Genomic DNA, 18238 nt, shown 5'->3' with positions numbered 1-18238 from the left:
CGCCCGGACTTTTGAACCGGTTACATATTGACGGTGTTTTTATTACGCTCTGTCAGCTGGTGTCTTTGTTTTGAGGGGCATAAGGCCGAGTGCCCTCACCCCTGTAAGGGCATGTTCCAAGGATCGGCCCCGCCCGTTCGTGGCGGGGTTGTCTCGGAGTCGGTGTAGGCGTCTTTGGCCTTGTGCGGGGAGCCTCACTTCCTTGTCGCTGGCCGAAGCCCACGAGCCGTCCTCATTTGTGGCCTGACCTGGCATGGACGCCGTTCGGCGCAACGGTTCCCATCCGGTTTCTTCCCCTGATCCTTGATCATTCCTCGCGCCGCTTCGCTTCAAGAAACAGTCCGCTCTCCGTCCTTCGGTGCCCTCCGGCCCGCTGCGAAGTCCCTGTCGGGGCTTTGCCCCTCTGCGTCTTCTTGGGGTGCGCCGCCCGTCTTGCCCCTGCCTTTCCGGTCGCCATCGGACGGCCGCGATGGGCGCGGCCAGAAAAGACAAGGAGAGGCACCATGACCACACAACGCACAGACGTTTAATACCCAGGTCACCGACAACATCATCGCCGCCATCGAGGCAGGCGCCGGCCAGTGGCAAATGCCCTGGCACCGTAGCGGTGAGGGGCTCAACCGCCCCGTCAATATCGACACCAGCAACGCCTATCGCGGCATCAACGTCATCAATCTCTGGGTTAGCGCCCAGGTGCGCGGGTTTGCGACCGGCACATGGGGCACCTATCGCCAGTGGCAGAACAAGGGCTGTCAGGTGCGCAAGGGCGAAAAGTCCAGTCTGGTGGTCTTCTACAAGGAGTTCGACGTGGAAGATCAGAAGGACGACGGTGAAACCGAACACGGCAAGCGCCTTATGGCCCGTGCGTCCTGGGTCTTCAATGCCGATCAGGTGGACGGTTATGAAGCCTCGGCGATCCTTGAGCCGACCGATCCGGTGAAGTCCATCGACAAGGCCGCGCGTTTCGTCTCCGCAACCGGCGCTGTGGTTCGCCACGGCGGCGACCGAGCCTTCTACCGTCCTTCCGACGACATCATCCAGATGCCCGACCGGGAACGGTTCCTTGGCTCTGAGACCAGCACGGCAACGGAAGCCTATTGGAGCACGCTCCTTCACGAGCTGGCCCATTGGTCCGGCGCTTCAAACCGCTGCGACCGCCAGTTCGGCAAACGCTTCGGGGACGACGCCTATGCCATGGAAGAGCTTGTGGCCGAGCTTGGAGCCGCCTTCCTCTGCGCCGACCTCGGGGTGACGCTGGAGCCGCGTCCCGACCATGCCGCCTATCTCGACAACTGGCTGAAGGTGCTCAAGGCCGACAAGAAGGCGATCTTCACCGCCGCCTCACAGGCCGCAAGGGCAAGTGATTATCTCACCGGGCTTCAACCCGCCGACATCACCGAGGCCGCCGCTTAGGCGGCCTCTTTTTTCTTCTGCAATTGCGTCAATAAAACCTCACCTATGGTGTGGTTTTATTGGTATCATCATTTGTAGGACGAAAAGAAAAACAATAAAAAGCGGTCTTGTTCTTCATGTATTTCGATAGAAAGCTCACTGTCGCCGGCGCATGGCCGCTGGTTCAGCCCATTGTCGCGCCCGTCTTGGCCGAGTTTTATCAGGCCATCGGCAGAATCCCCGCAATGGCCGCCATTCTGGAGGGTAGCACGGCGGAGGCGCTGAGCGCCGCACAGACCGAGCATTGGAAGGCGACCTTTACGAGCGGCTTTGACGATGCCTACAGGAAACGCATGGAGCGGATCGGACAGGCCCATGCCCGGGTCGGTCTGAAGCCTGACCTGTTCGCGCAAGGTTACGGTATTCTGCTCCAGCTCTTCCTTGCCCATGCAAAACGGCACTACCGCTTCTCTCCCATGCTTCTCCTGGCCTTGTCGTCGATCATCTGCGAAGCCGTGTTCATGGATATCGTGCAGGGGATCGGCCAGTATCAGGCCGTCCTTGACCGCCAGCAAAAGCAGGTGGAAGACCATGCCGCCCATGTGGTCGCCGAGGCCATCGCGAAGCTCCGCCAATTTGACGGCGAGGTGCATTCCGTCGCTGTTGCGGTCGAAGAGATGGACGCCTCCATCTCCGACATTGCCTCAAGCGTCGATAATACGTCCCATCAGGCGGAAGAGGCCGGTTCCCATGCCGACAGCGCGGTGCTGGCCGTGAACGGCTTGCAGGCCGCCTCTCAGGCTATCGGCACCTTTCTTGACCTCATCACCAATATTGCCGACCAAACGAAACTTCTGGCCCTGAACGCCGCCATTGAGGCGGCACGGGCGGGCGAATCCGGCCGGGGCTTCTCGGTCGTTGCCGAAGAGGTGCGCAAACTTGCGACGGGCACCGAAACCGGGGCGGAAGAGGTCACGGCAAAGCTGAAGGAAATCGGCGATGTGATCGAAAGGCTCCGGGAAATCATCGAAAACGTCCAGCGCTCGTTTACGGGCGTCCTTGATGCTTCCGGTCAGATCGCCACCGCCATGCATGAGCAGAAGAGTGTAACGGGTGAAATGGGTCTGCGCATGAACAGTATGCGTGAAGCCGTCAGCACCCAGATCGAGGAGCTGAACCGATTGGTCGAGGGGGTATGAAGCTGAAAGGCCGTCAGCGAGGCTTTTTGTCTACCCGTCATAAGTCCTCAAACGGAGGATTATGGCGGTGACGGATTTGCTAACTAAATAGCTTTTTATTATGCGCCTGCATGAAGAGCAGCGCGGAGAGGTAGGCCATGCGCGGGCATTTGGTGGTGCATCGTGTTTTGCGGCGGGATCGGGCGAGATGATGACGGACGTTGGCGTTGAGGCTTTCGAGCCGTTGCGTGTGCATCTTGCCGGTGAAATGTGCGCCTTTCGGCAGCACGGCCGCGTAGGCGGCGAGATCGTCGGTGAAGGTGATGCGCCCCTGGGCTTGGGGAAACGATTTGAGAAAGCTCTTCAGGTCGTGGGCGCTTCGTCCGCCCACATGAACGCCGAGGATGCATCTTGTGAGATAACACATCGATATCCACAGCCAGCATTCGTTTTTTTGGCATGAACGAAGTGCCACATCTCGTCGATCATCGCGATCTTCGGCGGCGGACCGGGCCTGCGCATCCGCTCGACCTCCTCGCCAAAAGCCCGGATCCACTTGAGAACGGCGACATTCGAAACACCCAGAACCCGCCCGATCGCGCGAAAGCCCATGCCCTCGAGATAGAGCTGCAACGCCCGACGTCTGATCCCGTCTCCCATCCCGTGCCTCGTACTGCGCGTATATTTGCAGCCGCACGACTTGCACAGCCAACGCTGAACCTCACCGATAAACCCCGCCTTCGTCCGGACCTCCGAACCGCATTTCGGACAATGCATCATATTCCCCCGCTCAGCCACTCTACGCGAGATGTAGCAAAAAATCAGCCGGAAGGCTATAACGTTAGCAAAGCCCAAGACGCGGCTATCAGCACCCTGCAATCCGGTATGGCGGATGTGAAGGATCACGCCAAGGCGGCCATGCCGGGCGCCTGCCACGATGTGAATGCCAAGTTGCGATGGAACGCGGAAACAGGAAGTTGGCAATGCTTGCCGGAGGGCGATCCGACTGTTCAAGGGTTTGCCAAAACAGCACTCCCCACATGTTCAAGTAGCCAGCTTCTCCGAAGCAACGGAAGCGGCTTCCAATGCGTCAATGCCGGCGAAAGCTATGTTATTACCGAAAGCGATCCGAAAGTAGGCGCGACTACCGGCGATAAATGGTGTCGGGGCACCGGCTCGCAGGTGGTGTGCGATCAGGCAGCCCCCGCCGGGGAAGATGCTCGCATTGGGGCTCTTGGTGTCGGTAAATGGTGTACGTCGAATGGCACAAAGATCAATTGTAGTTCTGATGCGCCGACGGGCGGTGGCGGCGGAGGAGGAGATGGTGGAAATGAATACAAGCTGGTTCATTCCGTCAATTCAGCTCCAAACTGTGGCACAGGATGGACGCTTGTAAGTCAGGTTGGCGACATGTCAGCTACCGATGCTTACTATTCGATCCATGGACTTTGCAAAAAAGACCCCGCGCCTTGCCTCTATGACGGCTCGTATCGCTTGGTTGGCTTCACATACAATTCCTCGTGCAGCCCATCAGGCGCACCTTGTACCTGTGGTGGTTATACCTCGGGCACGTATCAAACCTACACTTGTCAGGCGGACGGATCATTTTCTAGTGCGTCTAATGGCTGTACGGCATCGTGTACACCACCAACATCCTGTGACATGTAGGAATCTTGTAGCGGAGTGAAATAAACGGACGTTTTTGACGCCGATACAGTATCGAGAATGGCGGAATCTGTTTCCGCCATTTTGATTTTCTCAAAACCCATCGCGAAAGCTGGTACACTGACAGCATTTCAATCAATGGATTTTGAGAAGAGTGAATATTGGTTATGCCCGTGTATCAACAGCCGAACAAAATTTAACGCTCCAGACCGACGCCCTGAAGGCAGCCGGTTGCGAGCGCATCTTCGAGGAAACCGCTTCGGGCGGCAAGGCCGACAGGCCGGGGCTTGAGCAGGCGCTCGATTTCATGCGGCCGGGGGATACGCTGGTTGTCTGGAAGCTCGACCGTCTGGCACGCTCCATGCGCCAGCTTATCGACACGGTGGCGTTGCTTCAGTCCAAGGATATTGGTTTCCGCTCCCTGACCGAGTCCATCGACACGACGACCGCTGGCGGCATGTTGGTCTTCCATATCTTCGGTGCCTTGGCAGAGTTTGAACGTGCCATGATCCGCGAACGGACAAGGGCGGGGCTTGATGCCGCCAGTGCCCGTGGTCGCAAAGGCGGACGACCATCAAAGCTATCCAAAGCTGACCTCCGTATGGCTGCAACCCTTGTGGGCGACCCGGAGAACAGTGTCGCCCAGGTCGCCAAACAGTTCGGGGTCTCCACCGCTACCCTGTATCGACACCTGCCTTCTGCTCGGGCTGGCAATCGGAAAAATTGATATATACGGCAGATTGTACTTCACGGTTCCCGAATCTTCCCGTATTTTCTCAAATAGCGAAAACTAAGCGAGGATCGGTATGGATACCGACGTCATGACAATCCGGGAGGTGGCTGAGTATCTCAAGCTGACCGAGAAGACCGCTTACCGGCTTGCCGCTGAAGGCGAGATACCCGGCTTCAAGATTGGTGGTTCCTGGCGGTTTCGCAAAGGCGATATCGACGCCTGGATAGAGGCGCGAAAACAGCAGGGCGGAAAAGGCGGAGCGAACCATCGCAATGAAGATCATTGACAACACGACCCAGCTTCTTGGCGATGATGTGAAAGGGACTGTCGGGCGCGGTTCCCGCCTGAAGATTGCTGCGTCCTGTTTCTCGATTTACGCCTTCGAGGCGCTGAAGTCGGAACTGTCAAAGATCGACAGCCTGCAATTCATTTTCACTGCCCCGACCTTTGTGCCGACCGAAGCGACGGATCGCATGCGCAAAGAACGGCGAGAGTTTTTCATCCCGAAAAACCGCCGCGAAACCGGCCTCTACGGAACAGAATTTGAAATTCATCTCCGCAACAAGCTGACCCAGCGGGCGGTGGCGCGGGAATGCGCTGAGTGGATACGAAAGAAAGCGCGTTTCCGGTCCAATACGACCAAAGCGCCGATGCAGCAATTCATGCATGTGGGCGGCACGGGTGAGGGCGTCGCCTATATGCCGATCAGCGGCTTCACGGCGGTTGATCTTGGCTATCAGAAGGGGGATGCGGTTTCCAACTTCGTCACCCGCTTTGAAGACCCGAACCACACCCAGATGTATCTCCAGCTGTTCGACCAAATCTGGTCCGATCCGCACAAGGTTCAGGATGTCACGGAAGCGATCTGCGATCACATCGAATCCGTGTATCAGGAGAATTCGCCGGAGCGGGTGTATTTCATGATGCTCTACAACATCTTTCAGGACTTCCTGGAAGATGTGGACGAGGACGTTCTGCCGAACGACCTTACTGGCTATCGTGACAGCGTGGTTTGGAACAAACTGTTCAACTACCAGCGGGATGCCGCAACCGGCATTATCAACAAGCTGGAAACCTATAACGGCTGTATCCTTGCTGACAGTGTTGGTCTTGGAAAGACCTTCACCGCCCTGGCCGTTATCAAATATTACGAGCTGCGCAACCGGGCGGTTCTGGTGCTTTGTCCAAAAAAGCTCGCGGACAACTGGCGCAACTACAATACCAACCTGACGACGAATATCTTTGCCACGGATCGGCTGAACTACGACGTCCTCTGTCATACGGACCTTTCGCGCACGTCCGGTGATTCCTTCGGTATTCCGCTGAACCGTGTGAACTGGGGCAATTATGATCTTGTCGTGATCGACGAGTCCCACAATTTCCGGAACAACGACGTCTATAAGGATCGTGAAACTCGTTACCAGAAGCTGATGAACAAGGTTATTCGCGCGGGCGTGAAGACCAAGGTTCTGATGCTGTCGGCGACGCCGGTCAATAATCGTTTCACAGACCTGCGGAACCAGCTGGCGCTGGCCTATGAAGGCCAGTCCGAGGCGCTCAGCAAGAACCTGAAGTCGCAGGCAAGCGTCGAAGAAATTTTCCGCCGTGCCCAGAAAACCTTCAATGCCTGGTCCGAACTGCCGCCAGAGGAGCGGACCGCCGCTTCTATTCTGAAGGCCCTTGATTTCGACTTCTTCGAGCTTCTGGATGCCGTGACCATTGCGCGGTCACGCAAGCATATCGAAACCTTCTACGACACGAAGGATATCGGAAAATTCCCCGAACGGCGCAAGCCGCTGTCGTTTCATTGTCCGATCACCAAACGGACGGATGTGATGGGGCTAAACGATATTTTCTCCCAGCTATCGGTGCTGAAGCTCGCGGTCTATGCGCCGATCAGCTACATCCTGCCGAGCCGTCTTCGCAAATACGAAGAGATTTACGACACCCAGGTCGAAGGCGGGCGGGGCAAGCTGCGTCAGGCAGACCGGGAGCGGAGCCTTCAGGCCCTCATGACCACCAACCTGCTCAAGCGGTTGGAAAGTTCGGTCGAGGCATTCCGCATTACCTTGCGGGCGCTGGGCGGGAACATCACCCGAGCCCTTGACGCCATCAATGACTTTGAGCGTTCCGGCAGCGCCCAAAGCGTTAGCGACTATCTGGCCGATGCCGATTTTCTGGATGCCGAGGATGATGACCTCGCCGGTCTTGGCGATTTCACGGTCGGAAAGAAGGTGCAGATCAGCCTTGCGGACATGGATCTGCCGTCATGGAAACATGACCTTGAGGCCGACCTTGCCCTGATCGAGGCACTGGTGACCTCCATGGAGCTGGTGGAGCCGAAGGATGATGCCAAGCTCCAGAACCTGATGGAGCTTCTGCGGAAGAAAATTGATGAGCCGCTCAATCCGGGCAATCGGAAGGTGCTGGTCTTCACGGCTTTTGCGGATACGGCAAACTATCTCTATGCCAATCTGGCGCCCTTTGCCCAACAGCTGGGGCTGCATGCGGGCAAGGTCACAGGCTCCGATGCACCGAAGACCACGCTCAAAAAGGGCTATGATTTCCAGGGCGTGTTGACCCTGTTCTCGCCACGCTCCAAGGAAAAGGCGATTGTCCTGCCCAATGAACCGGGTGAGCTGGATATCCTGATCGGCACGGATTGTATCTCCGAAGGGCAGAACCTTCAGGACTGCGATTTTCTCGTCAATTACGACATTCATTGGAACCCGGTGCGCATCATCCAGCGCTTCGGCCGGATTGACCGTATCGGCTCGCCGAACAGTCAAATCCAGCTGGTGAACTACTGGCCGGACATCACGCTGGACGAATATATCAACCTGAAAGAACGGGTCGAAAACCGCATGGTCATTGCGGATGTGGCCGCCACGGGGGATGACAACGTCCTAACGGCCAAGTCCAGTGATATTGCCTATCGCAAAGACCAACTGAAGCGCCTTCAGGACGAGGTGATCGAGCTGGAAGATGTGAAGACCGGTATCTCTATCACCGATCTTGGCCTCAACGATTTCCGCATGGACTTGCTCAACTATGTCAAGGAACATGGCGAGCTGGACAATCTGCCGAACGGCATGCACGCCGTTGTGCCTGCCCAGCCGGAGCTGGGGCTTCAGCCCGGTGCGATCTTCGCGCTGAAGAACATCCATGACAGCGTCAACATCAACCAGCAAAACCGCCTGCACCCGTTCTACCTCGTCTATATCAGTGACGATGGTGAGGTCATTGCCGACCATACCGAGGTGAAGCGCCTGCTTGACCTGATCCGCACCAGCTGCAAGGGGCGCTCGGCACCCCTGCCGGAAGTCTGCCGCATCTTCAATGAGCGCACCCGCGACGGCCAGCAGATGGACCGCTATTCCGACCTCCTTTCCAGCGCCATTCGCTCCATGATCGAGGTGAAGGAAGAGAAGGATATCGACAGCCTTTTCAGCGGCGGTCGCACCACGGCGCTGGTGCATGCCATCGCCGGCCTGAACGATTTTGAACTGATTGCCTTCGTGGTGGTGGAAGGGGGTGAAGCGTGAGTGCTTTCTTCGACTACCCCAAAAGCGCTGCCTTTGGCCGTGTGGTGCCGAAAAACAAGATTTACGAGCATGCCGGTGCCAACACGGCCCTGAAGGACTTGTTTGTGCGCGAGGTTGACCAGATCAACTGGCGCTACAAGCTGGCACCCGAAACCATCAACCTGAATGCTACGGCATCGGTGCCGGAGATTCAGGTTTTCAGCATATCGCTCAAAACCGGCAAACTGGACGAGACTGTCCTGCGTGCGATCGACAAGGCCATTCCGTTTCCCTTGGTCTTCGAGCTGACCTGGCGCGGCAAGCGCAAGGCCGCCGCTGCCTTCAAACGGCAAAGCGAGGCCGACAGCGCCAAATGGGTGGTCAGTGAATATTTCGCCACCGATTGGGTGCCGGAGGAAACGGGGCGGATGCCGCTGCCCGTCGCCCTTGACCTCGGCGCACTCTATGACCGGTTGCTCACGGCAATCATGCCGGCGGAAATGGGCACACCGGGGCAGGGCGATGAAGACATTCAGGCACGGGTAGACCGGATGGAGGCAATCCGTGCCAAGACGCGAGAGGTTGAGCGGATCAAGACCCGGCTCACTCGCGAAAAGCAATACAACAAGCGCGTGGCGATCAATGCGGAGCTACGCAAGGCCAATCAGGAATTGGCCGAATTACAACAAAGCGGAGTCAGGCGGACCGATAGCCAACTGACCGGTACGAATATCTAGGGGACAGAAGAATGGAAAAACTCAAGATGCACAGCCCTGACCTGTCGCAGGAAAATATCGCGAAGATGCGTGACCTGTTCCCTGGCTGTGTAACTGAGGCGGTTGACGAGAAAGGCAATGTGCGCCTCGCTTTCGACTTCGATCAGCTTCGTCAGGAGCTAAGTGACCACATCGTTGAAGGGCCACAAGAACGCTATCGACTTGATTGGCCGGGGAAGCGTGAGTCGCTGGCACTAGCAAATGCCCCAATTGCTAAGACGCTCCGTCCGGTCTCCGAAGAAAGTAACAATTTTGATGGAACACGAAACCTCTTTGTAGAAGGCGACAATCTTGATGCGTTGAAGCTGCTTCAGATTGCATATCTAGGGTCAGTCAAGTTCATATACATTGATCCACCTTATAACACAGGAGGTGACTTCGTTTACGACGATGACTTCTCCGTTGATACGAGTGTTTTTTTCGAGAAATCAATGCAGTCCGATAGTAGCGGGAACAGGTTGGTTGCGAATCTTGAATCAAACGGACGCTTTCACTCTGACTGGCTGTCTATGATCTATCCTCGCCTTCGGCTGGCTAGGAATCTTCTTCGTGATGACGGGTTTATTGCGGTAAGCATCGACGACATAGAATGCCACTCGCTCAAGAATGTTATGGATGAGGTTTTCGGCGAGTCCAACTTCGTCGCAGCATTGGTTTGGGATCGAAACAGGAAGAACGACGCAAAGTATTTTTCTGTTGGTCACGAGTATATGCTTGTCTATGTGAAATCACTCCAAGAGCTCAAAGACCACGACATTAAACTTCGGGCGCCTAAAGAAGGTGTCGAAGAGGTTAGGGATTTGTTCAATAAATTAAAGAAAGAGCATGGGGATGACTGGAGTGCAATTTCTTCTGGTCTCAAGGAATTCTATAAATCGTTTGAAGAAGATGATCCTCGAATACCCTTGGCACGATTTACCAAGGTTGATGGAAAAGGCCCATATCGGGATGATGGAAACATCAATTGGCCCGGTGGTGGAGGGCCTACCTATGAAGTTCTTCATCCAGAGACAGGAAAGCCGTGCAAGCTGCCCAAAAGTGGCTGGCGTTATCCAACAAAAAAGCGCTTCGATGAAGAAGTTGAAAAAGGTCGCATTGTTTTTGGACCGGATGAAACCACTGTGCCCCGAGTTCGAACGAACCTATTTGAAAACAATGACCAAGTTCTCACATCAGTAAGATACAGTTACGCTCAAACAGCGACGCTGGAGTTTGAGGAGATATTTGACGGTTCAAGGGTTTTCGAGAATCCAAAGAACTACAAGGATATTTCCCTGTTGGTGAATTATCTATCTGGGCCTGATGATATTGTTATGGATTTCTTTGCCGGTTCCGGCTCGACCGCGCACGGGGTTATGCATGCGAATGCAATGCAGGGCGGAAATCGCCAATGCATAAGTGTTCAAATCGCAGAGGAGACTTCAGCTGATAGTTTGGCAAGAGAAGCCGGTTATTCGACCATTGCGGAGCTGTGTAAAGATCGTATCCGCCGTGCAGGTACGAAAGTCCTTGGTGGGGATTGTCACCCAGACTGGAACAAGGACGTTGGCTTCCGTGTCTTGAAAATCGACACCTCCAATATGGAAGATGTGTATTACCGCCCTGACGAACTCGATCAGAAGGGTTTGTTGGATACCGTTGACAATATCAAGAAGGACCGGACGCCGGAGGACCTGCTATTTCAGGTGTTGGTCGATTGGGGTGTTGATCTGACATTGTCGATCCGTCGCGAGACGGTACAGGGCAAGACCGTGTTCTTCGTCGATGAGAATGCCCTCGTCGCCTGTTTTGAGACGGGCGTTACTGAGGAACTGGTGAAGGAATTGGCCAAGGCGGAACCGCTTCGTGTCGTGTTCCGTGACAATGGCTTTGTCTCCGACGCCGTGAAAATCAACGTCGAGCAGATTTTCCGTCAGCTTTCGCCGACCACCGACGTCAAGTCGATTTGAGGGCGCGGGCATGAAGCTGAAATTCAAGGTCCAGCCTTATCAAACCAATGCGGTGGAGTCCGTTGTGGAATGCTTCGCCGGTCAGCCCAATCTGGGCGGTATCACCTATCGCATTGACCCCGGCAATGCGAAGCGGGATTCCATGGGCTATCGCGGTCAGGCCAGTGCCCTGGATGAGGGGTTCAAGAACGCTGATATTGCCCTGCCAGAGGTGCAGGTGCTGAACAATATCAAGGACGTGCAGCGCCGCCAGAACCTGCCCATGTCGGATGCGCTGGTAACGAGCGCTGGCTGCAAGTTCAATCTCGATATCGAGATGGAGACGGGCACCGGCAAGACCTATTGCTACATCAAGACCATGTTCGAGATGAACAAGCGCTATGGCTGGTCGAAGTTCATCGTCATGGTGCCGAGCATTGCTATCCGGGAGGGCGTCTATAAATCCCTCCAGATCACCGCCGACCATTTTACCGAGAGCTATGGCAAGAAGGCGCGGTTCTTCATCTACAATTCCAAACGCTTGCACGAGCTGGAGAGCTTTTCTTCGGACGCCGGCATCAATGTCATGGTGATCAATATCCAGGCGTTCAATGCCCGTGGCGCCGATAACCGCCGTATCTATGACGAGCTGGATGATTTCCAGTCCCGTAAGCCGATCGACGTGATCGCCAGCAACCGCCCCATCCTTATTCTGGATGAACCGCAGAAGATGGAAGGCAAGGCCACGATGGAAGCCTTGCCCAAATTCAAGCCGCTGATGATCCTGCGTTACTCTGCAACCCACAAAACGCAGCACAACAAGATCCACCGCCTTGATGCGCTCGACGCCTATAACCAGAAGCTGGTGAAGAAAATCGCCGTGCGGGGTATCCATACGCGCGGCCTCGCCGGGACGAATGCCTATCTCTATCTCGAAGGGATCGACATCTCGAAGAAGGCACCCGTGGCGCGGATCGAGCTGGAAGTGAAGCTGAAATCCGGCGAGATCAAGCGGCAGCTTCGGCGGCTGGAGTTCCGGGACGACCTGTTCACGGAGTCCGGCGAGCTGGACCAGTACCGCGACGGCTTCACCATTTCGCAGATCGACTACAATCACGATACGGTGGAATTCACCAACGGCGTAGTGCTGAAAGCAGGCGAGGCCACGGGGGATGTGTCCGAACGGGACATTCGCCGCATTCAGATACGCGAAACGATCAAGGCGCATTTGGATAAGGAAAAGCAGCTCTTCGCCCAGGGGATCAAGGTGCTGTCCCTATTCTTCATTGACGAGGTGGTCAAATATCGCGACTACGATCAGGCCGACGAGAAGGGCGAATATGCGCGGGTGTTCGAGGAAGAATATGCCCTCCTGAAGGAGGAGTACCTGTCCGAGCTGGCAATCGACAACGAAGCCTATCGCAAGCATCTTGACGGCATTGATGTGGGCAAGACCCACAACGGCTATTTCTCCATCGACAAGAAAACGAGCCGCCTGAAAGACCCGGCAGCGGCTGCACGGGGCGAGAATGCGGGGCTGTCGGATGATGTGGACGCCTATGACCTGATCCTGAAGGACAAGGAACGGCTTCTGTCGTTTGAAGAACCGACCCGGTTCATCTTCTCCCACTCGGCCCTGCGCGAAGGCTGGGACAATCCCAATGTCTTTGTCATGTGCATGCTGAAGCACGGCGACAACACCATTTCCCGCCGCCAGGAAGTCGGGCGCGGGCTTCGTCTCTCTGTTGATCGCCACGGCGACCGGATGGACAATCCTGCCGTTGTGCATGACGTCAATATTCTGACCGTTGTGGCGAGCGAGAGTTATCGTGACTTTGTCGGTGGCTTGCAGAAGGAAATCTCCGACACCCTTTCGGCACGGCCGCGTCAGGCGACGGAAGCCTATTTCACCGGCAAGACCATCGTCACGGACATCGGTTCTGTTGAAATTACCCCAGCCATGGCAAAGCAGATTTATCGCTATCTGGTCAAGAATGACTATACGGACGACGCTGACCAGATCGCCACCGCCTATCATGAGGCCAAGGAAGCGGGAACGCTGGCCGATTTGCCCGATGATCTGAAGCCGCATGCGGAACAGATTTACCAGCTGATCGACAGCGTCTTCAGCGATGCCCAACTGCCGAAGGTCGAAGACGGTCGCAAGCCCAAGACCAACCCCTTGAACGCCAATTTCGAGAAGAAGGAGTTTCAGGAGCTTTGGGCTAGGATCAACCAGAAGGCCGTCTATCGGGTCGATTTTGATTCAGACGAGCTTGTTCGCAAATGCATCAGCGCCCTTGATAGCCAACTTCGTGTCACGCCCTTGCAGTATACCGTGCAGGTCGGCGAGCAGCTGGATGACCTGACCGATGACCAGTTGAAGACCGGGGACGGCTTCAAGGTCACTGCCACGGCGACCGAACAGGGCGGGTCGGTTCATTCGCTGGTCAAATATGACCTTATCGGAAAGATCGCTGAAAATGCCCGCCTGACACGGGCGACGGCAGCGGCCATTCTGACGGGGATCGAGGCCAGTGTGTTTTGGCAATTCAAACAGAACCCGGAACATTTCATTGCCGAAGCCTCCCGCCTGATCGCCGAGCAGAAGGCGACAATGATTATCGAGCGTCTGGACTATGACGCCGTCACCGACCGCTACGGGGTGGACATCTTCACGGCGAACCAGACCAGTCAGGACTTCTCCCGTGCCATGCGGATGCAGAACCACGTCCATGACTATGTCGTGACCGATTCCGATGTGGAGAAGCGCTTTGTCGAGGAGCTGGATACAAGCAGCGAGGTCGTCGTCTACGCCAAGCTCCCTCGCGGTTTCCTAATCCCGACGCCAGTTGGGGACTACAACCCGGATTGGGCAATCTCGTTCAAGGAAGGCAGCGTCAAGCACATCTACTTCGTCGCCGAGACGAAGGGCTCCATGTCCACCATGAAGCTCCGCGAGATCGAGCGCACAAAGATCGAATGTGCCCGGAAGTTCTTCGCCGAAATCAGCGAAGGCGCCGTCGGCGAGCGCGTCAAATATGACGTTGTCACCGACTACGCCAAGCTGATGGATATCGTGGGAGGGGCGGCTGCATGAACAAGGGCAAAGCGCGCCTGAAAAAATTTCAGATTTATCGAGGCCGCTTTGTGCTGGCGACCTCCCATGAGGAGGTCGCTAAATGACTGATGTTTGTAAGTATCAATTGTTGTCGCCGGTTTCCGCAGGCGAGAGTGCCGATTTGTTGGCCGACAAGACGCCGGAAGATGGCCTTAGAAGAACCCAGGCTCTTCTGGCTGATTGGTTGCGAATGGAAAATGTGGTCGTGCTGACGGCAGCCGGATGTTCCTTTGGAGCTGGCGGCAGACTGATGGCTGGTCCGAAAAGCAACAATCTGGAGTGCCTTGTTCTTGATGCTGTTGAGAAATGCGTTTTGCCAAAGCGAGCGGAGGCAATCCTCAAGCATCGCAAATCCCAATGGTCTGCCGAAGAAGGCAACGGGCCTGTCGGGTTCGAGGATTGGCTTAGCTACCTGTTCAATGCGTCAGGTATAACAAAGCCAGAAAAGTCACCTGTTGAAGCGGTGGTGTGGAAAGGCGATTTGCCGGAGGGGGAAGCTGCTCCCCTGACAGTTCCGGCTGATGATCTGCTTGCCTTGAGTGGCTTGATCGAGAAGTCGATTTTTGCCGAATGCGCGCTTCAGATTGATCATGGAGAACTTTCAGGAGAGGCTGGCGACAAATCCTCGGGGCATGTTCCCTTCTTGGCGAAGCTCGTTGCCCGTGACACAAATCTAGGCCGTACGCATCTTTTTACACTGAATTACGACACTCTCTTTGAGCAGGCGCTGGAGGAGCTGGGCATTCAGTATTTTGATGGCTTTTCCGGTAAGGCCAGCTCTCGGTTTGACCCAGCGGTATATGGGCTGGACATCTATTATCCAGGAGACGTGGCTGAAGGGCGGGTGCGCCGTTTTGATAAGTTTCTCCAACTATATAAACTTCATGGCTCGCTCCATTGGTATGTGGATGGCGATGGCATTTATCGTGCCCGTCATCGCGACCTTTCTTTTGCGGCCAATTACAGGGAGCAAACTCTCGACGAGAAGGCGAAGCAACTCCAATCCGATGAATTTGCTTCGATACATTCCTTTGGGATATTGCCGACCTCGCAGAAATTCACTCAGACGCTGGATATGCCCTATGCGCATTTGTTCCGGCTATTTCATGCTCGCCTGAACCAGCCGCAAACTTTTCTGCTTGTGGTTGGTTACGGCTTTGGTGATGACCACGTCACGCGGATCATCGAGACGGCCTTGATGAACCCGTCCCTGGTCATGTTGGTGGTAGAACCGAACCCGCAGAGCGCAATCGTCGAAAGAATTCGGCGATATCAGAGCTTGGGACAAAGGGCATTCGTTCTGACCGAACGACTTGGCGACGGCGCCTCGTGTTCCTACTCGGTAGCGACGTTCGCCGATTTCGCACAAAACATCATGCCAGATGTGAAGTGGTTGGACGATTACAAGCGCCTTCGGTCTTTTGAAGAGCAAATTCGGAAAGTTGAAGACAAGAAGCCAGACGTGCCGGAAGGCGGTGCCTGATGGAGCAGCCGCGCGTCATAGGTCATGTGGTGGCTGTCAATGGTTTCAGGCTGAAGGTGGAGCTGTCACCTGATTCCAAATCGTCGTCGCGTGCCACGCCTGACGGTGTTCAGCGGGCTGTGGCGATCAATTCTTTCCTCACCTTTGACCTTGGCGCCGGCACTCATGCAATCGGGGTTTTGAGCGACTTGGAAGCTCGGGAAAGCTATGACCCGACCCGCGATGAGGAACTATCCCTAGAGCTGACGAAACCTCGCCGAGTAGCTTCGGTGCAGTTATTGGGAACCGTAAAAAAAAGCGGCAAATCGGCTTGGAAATTCGACCCCGGCATTACAGTTCTGCCAACTCTTGACACACCGGCAGAGGTGGCGAACCCGGATGTTCTTGCGGGTATCTTTGCCTATCCCCCAGAGCGTAATAAACCGAGAGAGTGGTCTGAAGGAGACTATGACTTCCCGCTGGAAGTCGGTCATCAAACTGGCGATGAAAACACGAAGGTGAAAGCATCGTTCAACGACCTCTTTGCTCGGCCTCTAGCAGTGGTTGGGAATACTGGGTCGGGAAAATCCTATACGGTTGCCAGCTTGGTGCGGGGTATCATCGAACATGAGAAATTCTCCGCAGTCGCAGATGCGGAGCCACATATTTTTATTCTCGATATCAACGGCGAATATGCGAACGCATTCCTAGACGCCACGCGGGCATCCTATACGCGCGATCCGAATAAAATCTATCTGAATGGCGAGGAATTTTGTCTGCCCGCTTGGCTCATGAACGGTGAGGAAGTCTGTGATTGGCTGCAAGCTTCCGAGGCAACCCAGGAGCCTGTTCTCAAGGATTGGTGGTCAATCGCCAAAGCCAATCAAGGCGGAACTGGAACCTACGATCCTTTGCAGGTTGCGATAGACAAAATTGATTCCGCACTATCTTGGCTTGATGACCCTCGGCAACCGGCTGGCGGCACCTTTGATGTCTACGTCAGTCATGCAAAACAGTATGCGCCTGATATCGACTGGGATGCATTCTCGAACGCACTGAATTGGACGCCAGATGCCGCGAACCAGTGGCGGAAAATTGCTGACGACAGGGATGTTAGAGATCGACTTGGTAAAATCAGATCGTCGCTTCTCGCCAAAATTTCAGAGCGTCAACATGAGGGGGTGAATTTCGCTAAGACCGCCGATGCTCCGCGTTTTATTCCCCTTCATGAGTTTCGTGACCCCAATTTGGTTGATAGATCTACAGACCAAGAGGGCAGCAAGCGGATAGATCAGTATCTCCTGACTTTGAAGCTAAGGCTTCGGACGCGGCTTGATGATAGACGTTGGTGATCATTCTTCAGTTATGAAGATCAGGCAATCCGCAGCTACGAGGATTGGATGGCGAAACTGGGGATCGGGCAAAAATCCGGTTCGAGGGTGTCGGTCATCGATCTTTCAATGTTGGCATCGGAAGTGTTGCCCTTCGCGTGTGCGGTTCTCGGCAGAATTCTGCTTGAAACACGGGAAATGCTGCGTCCCGATGTGCGTAGTCGGTATCCTTGGTTATTAGTACTGGAGGAAGCGCACAACTACGCAAGGCCAGCGGGGCGCGTCGAAGATCGAGGGCAAAGTCTTTCGAGGCGTGCTTTCGAGCGTGTTGCCAAAGAGGGGCGCAAGTTTGGATTGTCGCTTATTGTCGCTAGTCAGCGCCCTAGTGAAATCAGCCCTACAATCATTAGTCAGTGCGCCAACTTCTTCTCTCACCGGCTCCAAAATCCAGATGATATTGACCATTTCCGACGCATTATCCCGAAGCAGGCGCAACGGCTTCTCGATCAGGTAACGGTGCTTGCAGCAGGGGAATCCATTGTGTTTGGTAGTGCCGTGCACATTCCCGCTCGCGTACAAATTAAAATGCCGACGAAAGAGCCGTGGAGCGCTACGGCTGCGCCATTCGTGGACTGGAGTGGTGAAGCGAATTTCCCACTTGCGGATGTTGTTGAGAACTGGGGCCTGACCCAAGACGAAGCTCCTGTCATCACTACAACCTCGTCGGAGGCGGCGATCCCTGCGATAGCTGCGCCACCGGGCGACCTTGATGATGAAATCCCGTTCTGAGAAAGAAGCCCCGCCATTGCTGACGGGGCTTCGGTCGAGGATGGAGGCCGGTCAGGCCGCAGGCATCAACGGCTTCGGAGCCATGCGCTGACCCTCCAGCCACTTGTTGAATTCGGCGCGGTCGATATAGACACGTCCACCGATCTTCAGCAGAGCAGGTTTCAGTCCATTCGTTTCCGCATGGAAAATCCACCAGCGCAGCGTGGCTTCCGTGATGAACGGCGCTTCGGCCGCTACCTGCTTCACGGTTGCCAGGTCCCGATAATCCACCATGGTAAACCTCATGGTATAAGGGGCCTATAAAGAGCAGGAACCTTATCTATACCCGATTTTCCCTTG

The 18238-nt window shown here is 55.3% G+C and carries 11 protein-coding genes and 2 pseudogenes; 11 read left to right on the top strand and 2 right to left on the bottom strand.

The genetic code is table 11. From position 1 onward, the window contains the following. The first annotated feature begins 503 nt into the window (after positions 1–503). Positions 504–1413, top strand: a pseudogene (locus H6851_21440) (DUF1738 domain-containing protein). A gap of 116 nt (positions 1414–1529) precedes the next feature. After that, a complete protein-coding gene (locus H6851_21435; protein MCB9946163.1) occupies positions 1530–2591 on the top strand; it encodes a globin-coupled sensor protein in 1062 nt (353 codons plus the stop codon). 79 nt (positions 2592–2670) lie between these two features. Here the strand turns inward: H6851_21435 and H6851_21430 are convergent, their stop codons facing one another. Further along, positions 2671–2997, bottom strand: a complete 327-nt coding sequence (locus H6851_21430) for an IS1 family transposase (GenBank protein MCB9946162.1) — start codon at positions 2995–2997, stop codon at positions 2671–2673. A 32-nt stretch (positions 2998–3029) separates the two neighbouring features. Here H6851_21430 and H6851_21425 point away from each other — a divergent pair, with 32 nt between their 5' ends. The 9 genes and pseudogenes from H6851_21425 (at position 3030) to H6851_21385 (ending at position 17899) form a co-directional block, all read left to right on the top strand. Further along, complete coding sequence (locus tag H6851_21425; GenBank protein MCB9946161.1) at positions 3030–4238, top strand: hypothetical protein; 1209 nt, start codon at positions 3030–3032, stop codon at positions 4236–4238. A 151-nt stretch (positions 4239–4389) separates the two neighbouring features. Beyond that, a complete protein-coding gene (locus H6851_21420; protein MCB9946160.1) occupies positions 4390–4962 on the top strand; it encodes a recombinase family protein in 573 nt (190 codons plus the stop codon). Between the two features lie 79 nt (positions 4963–5041). Next, positions 5042–5254 carry a helix-turn-helix domain-containing protein gene (locus tag H6851_21415; GenBank protein ID MCB9946159.1) on the top strand — a complete coding sequence of 71 codons (213 nt, stop codon included), beginning with the start codon at positions 5042–5044 and terminating at the stop codon, positions 5252–5254. Then, positions 5241–8513: a DEAD/DEAH box helicase family protein gene (locus H6851_21410; protein ID MCB9946158.1), complete on the top strand. Its 3273-nt coding sequence runs from the start codon at positions 5241–5243 to the stop codon at positions 8511–8513. Before H6851_21415 ends, H6851_21410 begins: the two co-directional genes overlap by 14 nt. Next, positions 8510–9229, top strand: a complete 720-nt coding sequence (locus tag H6851_21405) for a DUF4391 domain-containing protein (protein ID MCB9946157.1) — start codon at positions 8510–8512, stop codon at positions 9227–9229. The genes H6851_21410 and H6851_21405 overlap by 4 nt, the downstream gene beginning before the upstream one ends. An 11-nt stretch (positions 9230–9240) precedes the next feature. After that, complete coding sequence (locus H6851_21400) at positions 9241–11217, top strand: site-specific DNA-methyltransferase (GenBank protein ID MCB9946156.1); 1977 nt, start codon at positions 9241–9243, stop codon at positions 11215–11217. Positions 11218–11227: 10 nt separating this feature from the next. Beyond that, complete coding sequence (locus tag H6851_21395) at positions 11228–14296, top strand: DEAD/DEAH box helicase family protein (protein MCB9946155.1); 3069 nt, start codon at positions 11228–11230, stop codon at positions 14294–14296. Positions 14297–14378: 82 nt separating this feature from the next. Further along, positions 14379–15800 carry an SIR2 family protein gene (locus tag H6851_21390; GenBank protein ID MCB9946154.1) on the top strand — a complete coding sequence of 474 codons (1422 nt, stop codon included), beginning with the start codon at positions 14379–14381 and terminating at the stop codon, positions 15798–15800. Continuing rightward, positions 15800–17899 (top strand): annotated as a pseudogene (locus H6851_21385) (ATP-binding protein). Before H6851_21390 ends, H6851_21385 begins: the two are co-directional and overlap by 1 nt. Positions 17900–17950: 51 nt before the next feature. On the opposite strand, the gene H6851_21380 reads toward H6851_21385, so the two are convergent. Further along, a complete protein-coding gene (locus tag H6851_21380) occupies positions 17951–18172 on the bottom strand; it encodes a helix-turn-helix domain-containing protein (GenBank protein ID MCB9946153.1) in 222 nt (73 codons plus the stop codon). Positions 18173–18238 lie beyond the last annotated feature (66 nt).

This window comes from Geminicoccaceae bacterium (assembly GCA_020638465.1).
Lineage (GTDB): Bacteria > Pseudomonadota > Alphaproteobacteria > Geminicoccales > Geminicoccaceae > JAGREO01.
This window is presented reverse-complemented; position numbering and strand designations above follow the sequence as displayed.

What these genes read in the sequence shown, in the direction of transcription:
- H6851_21435 (MCB9946163.1), top strand. Translation starts at nt 1,530, where the DNA reads ATGTATTTCGATAGAAAGCTCACTGTCGCCGGCGCATGGCCGCTGGTT.
- H6851_21430 (MCB9946162.1), bottom strand. Translation starts at nt 2,997, where the DNA reads ATGTGTTATCTCACAAGATGCATCCTCGGCGTTCATGTGGGCGGACGA.
- H6851_21425 (MCB9946161.1), top strand. Translation starts at nt 3,030, where the DNA reads ATGAACGAAGTGCCACATCTCGTCGATCATCGCGATCTTCGGCGGCGG.
- H6851_21415 (MCB9946159.1), top strand. Translation starts at nt 5,042, where the DNA reads ATGGATACCGACGTCATGACAATCCGGGAGGTGGCTGAGTATCTCAAG.
- H6851_21410 (MCB9946158.1), top strand. Translation starts at nt 5,241, where the DNA reads ATGAAGATCATTGACAACACGACCCAGCTTCTTGGCGATGATGTGAAA.
- H6851_21400 (MCB9946156.1), top strand. Translation starts at nt 9,241, where the DNA reads ATGGAAAAACTCAAGATGCACAGCCCTGACCTGTCGCAGGAAAATATC.
- H6851_21395 (MCB9946155.1), top strand. Translation starts at nt 11,228, where the DNA reads ATGAAGCTGAAATTCAAGGTCCAGCCTTATCAAACCAATGCGGTGGAG.
- H6851_21390 (MCB9946154.1), top strand. Translation starts at nt 14,379, where the DNA reads ATGACTGATGTTTGTAAGTATCAATTGTTGTCGCCGGTTTCCGCAGGC.
- H6851_21380 (MCB9946153.1), bottom strand. Translation starts at nt 18,172, where the DNA reads ATGGTGGATTATCGGGACCTGGCAACCGTGAAGCAGGTAGCGGCCGAA.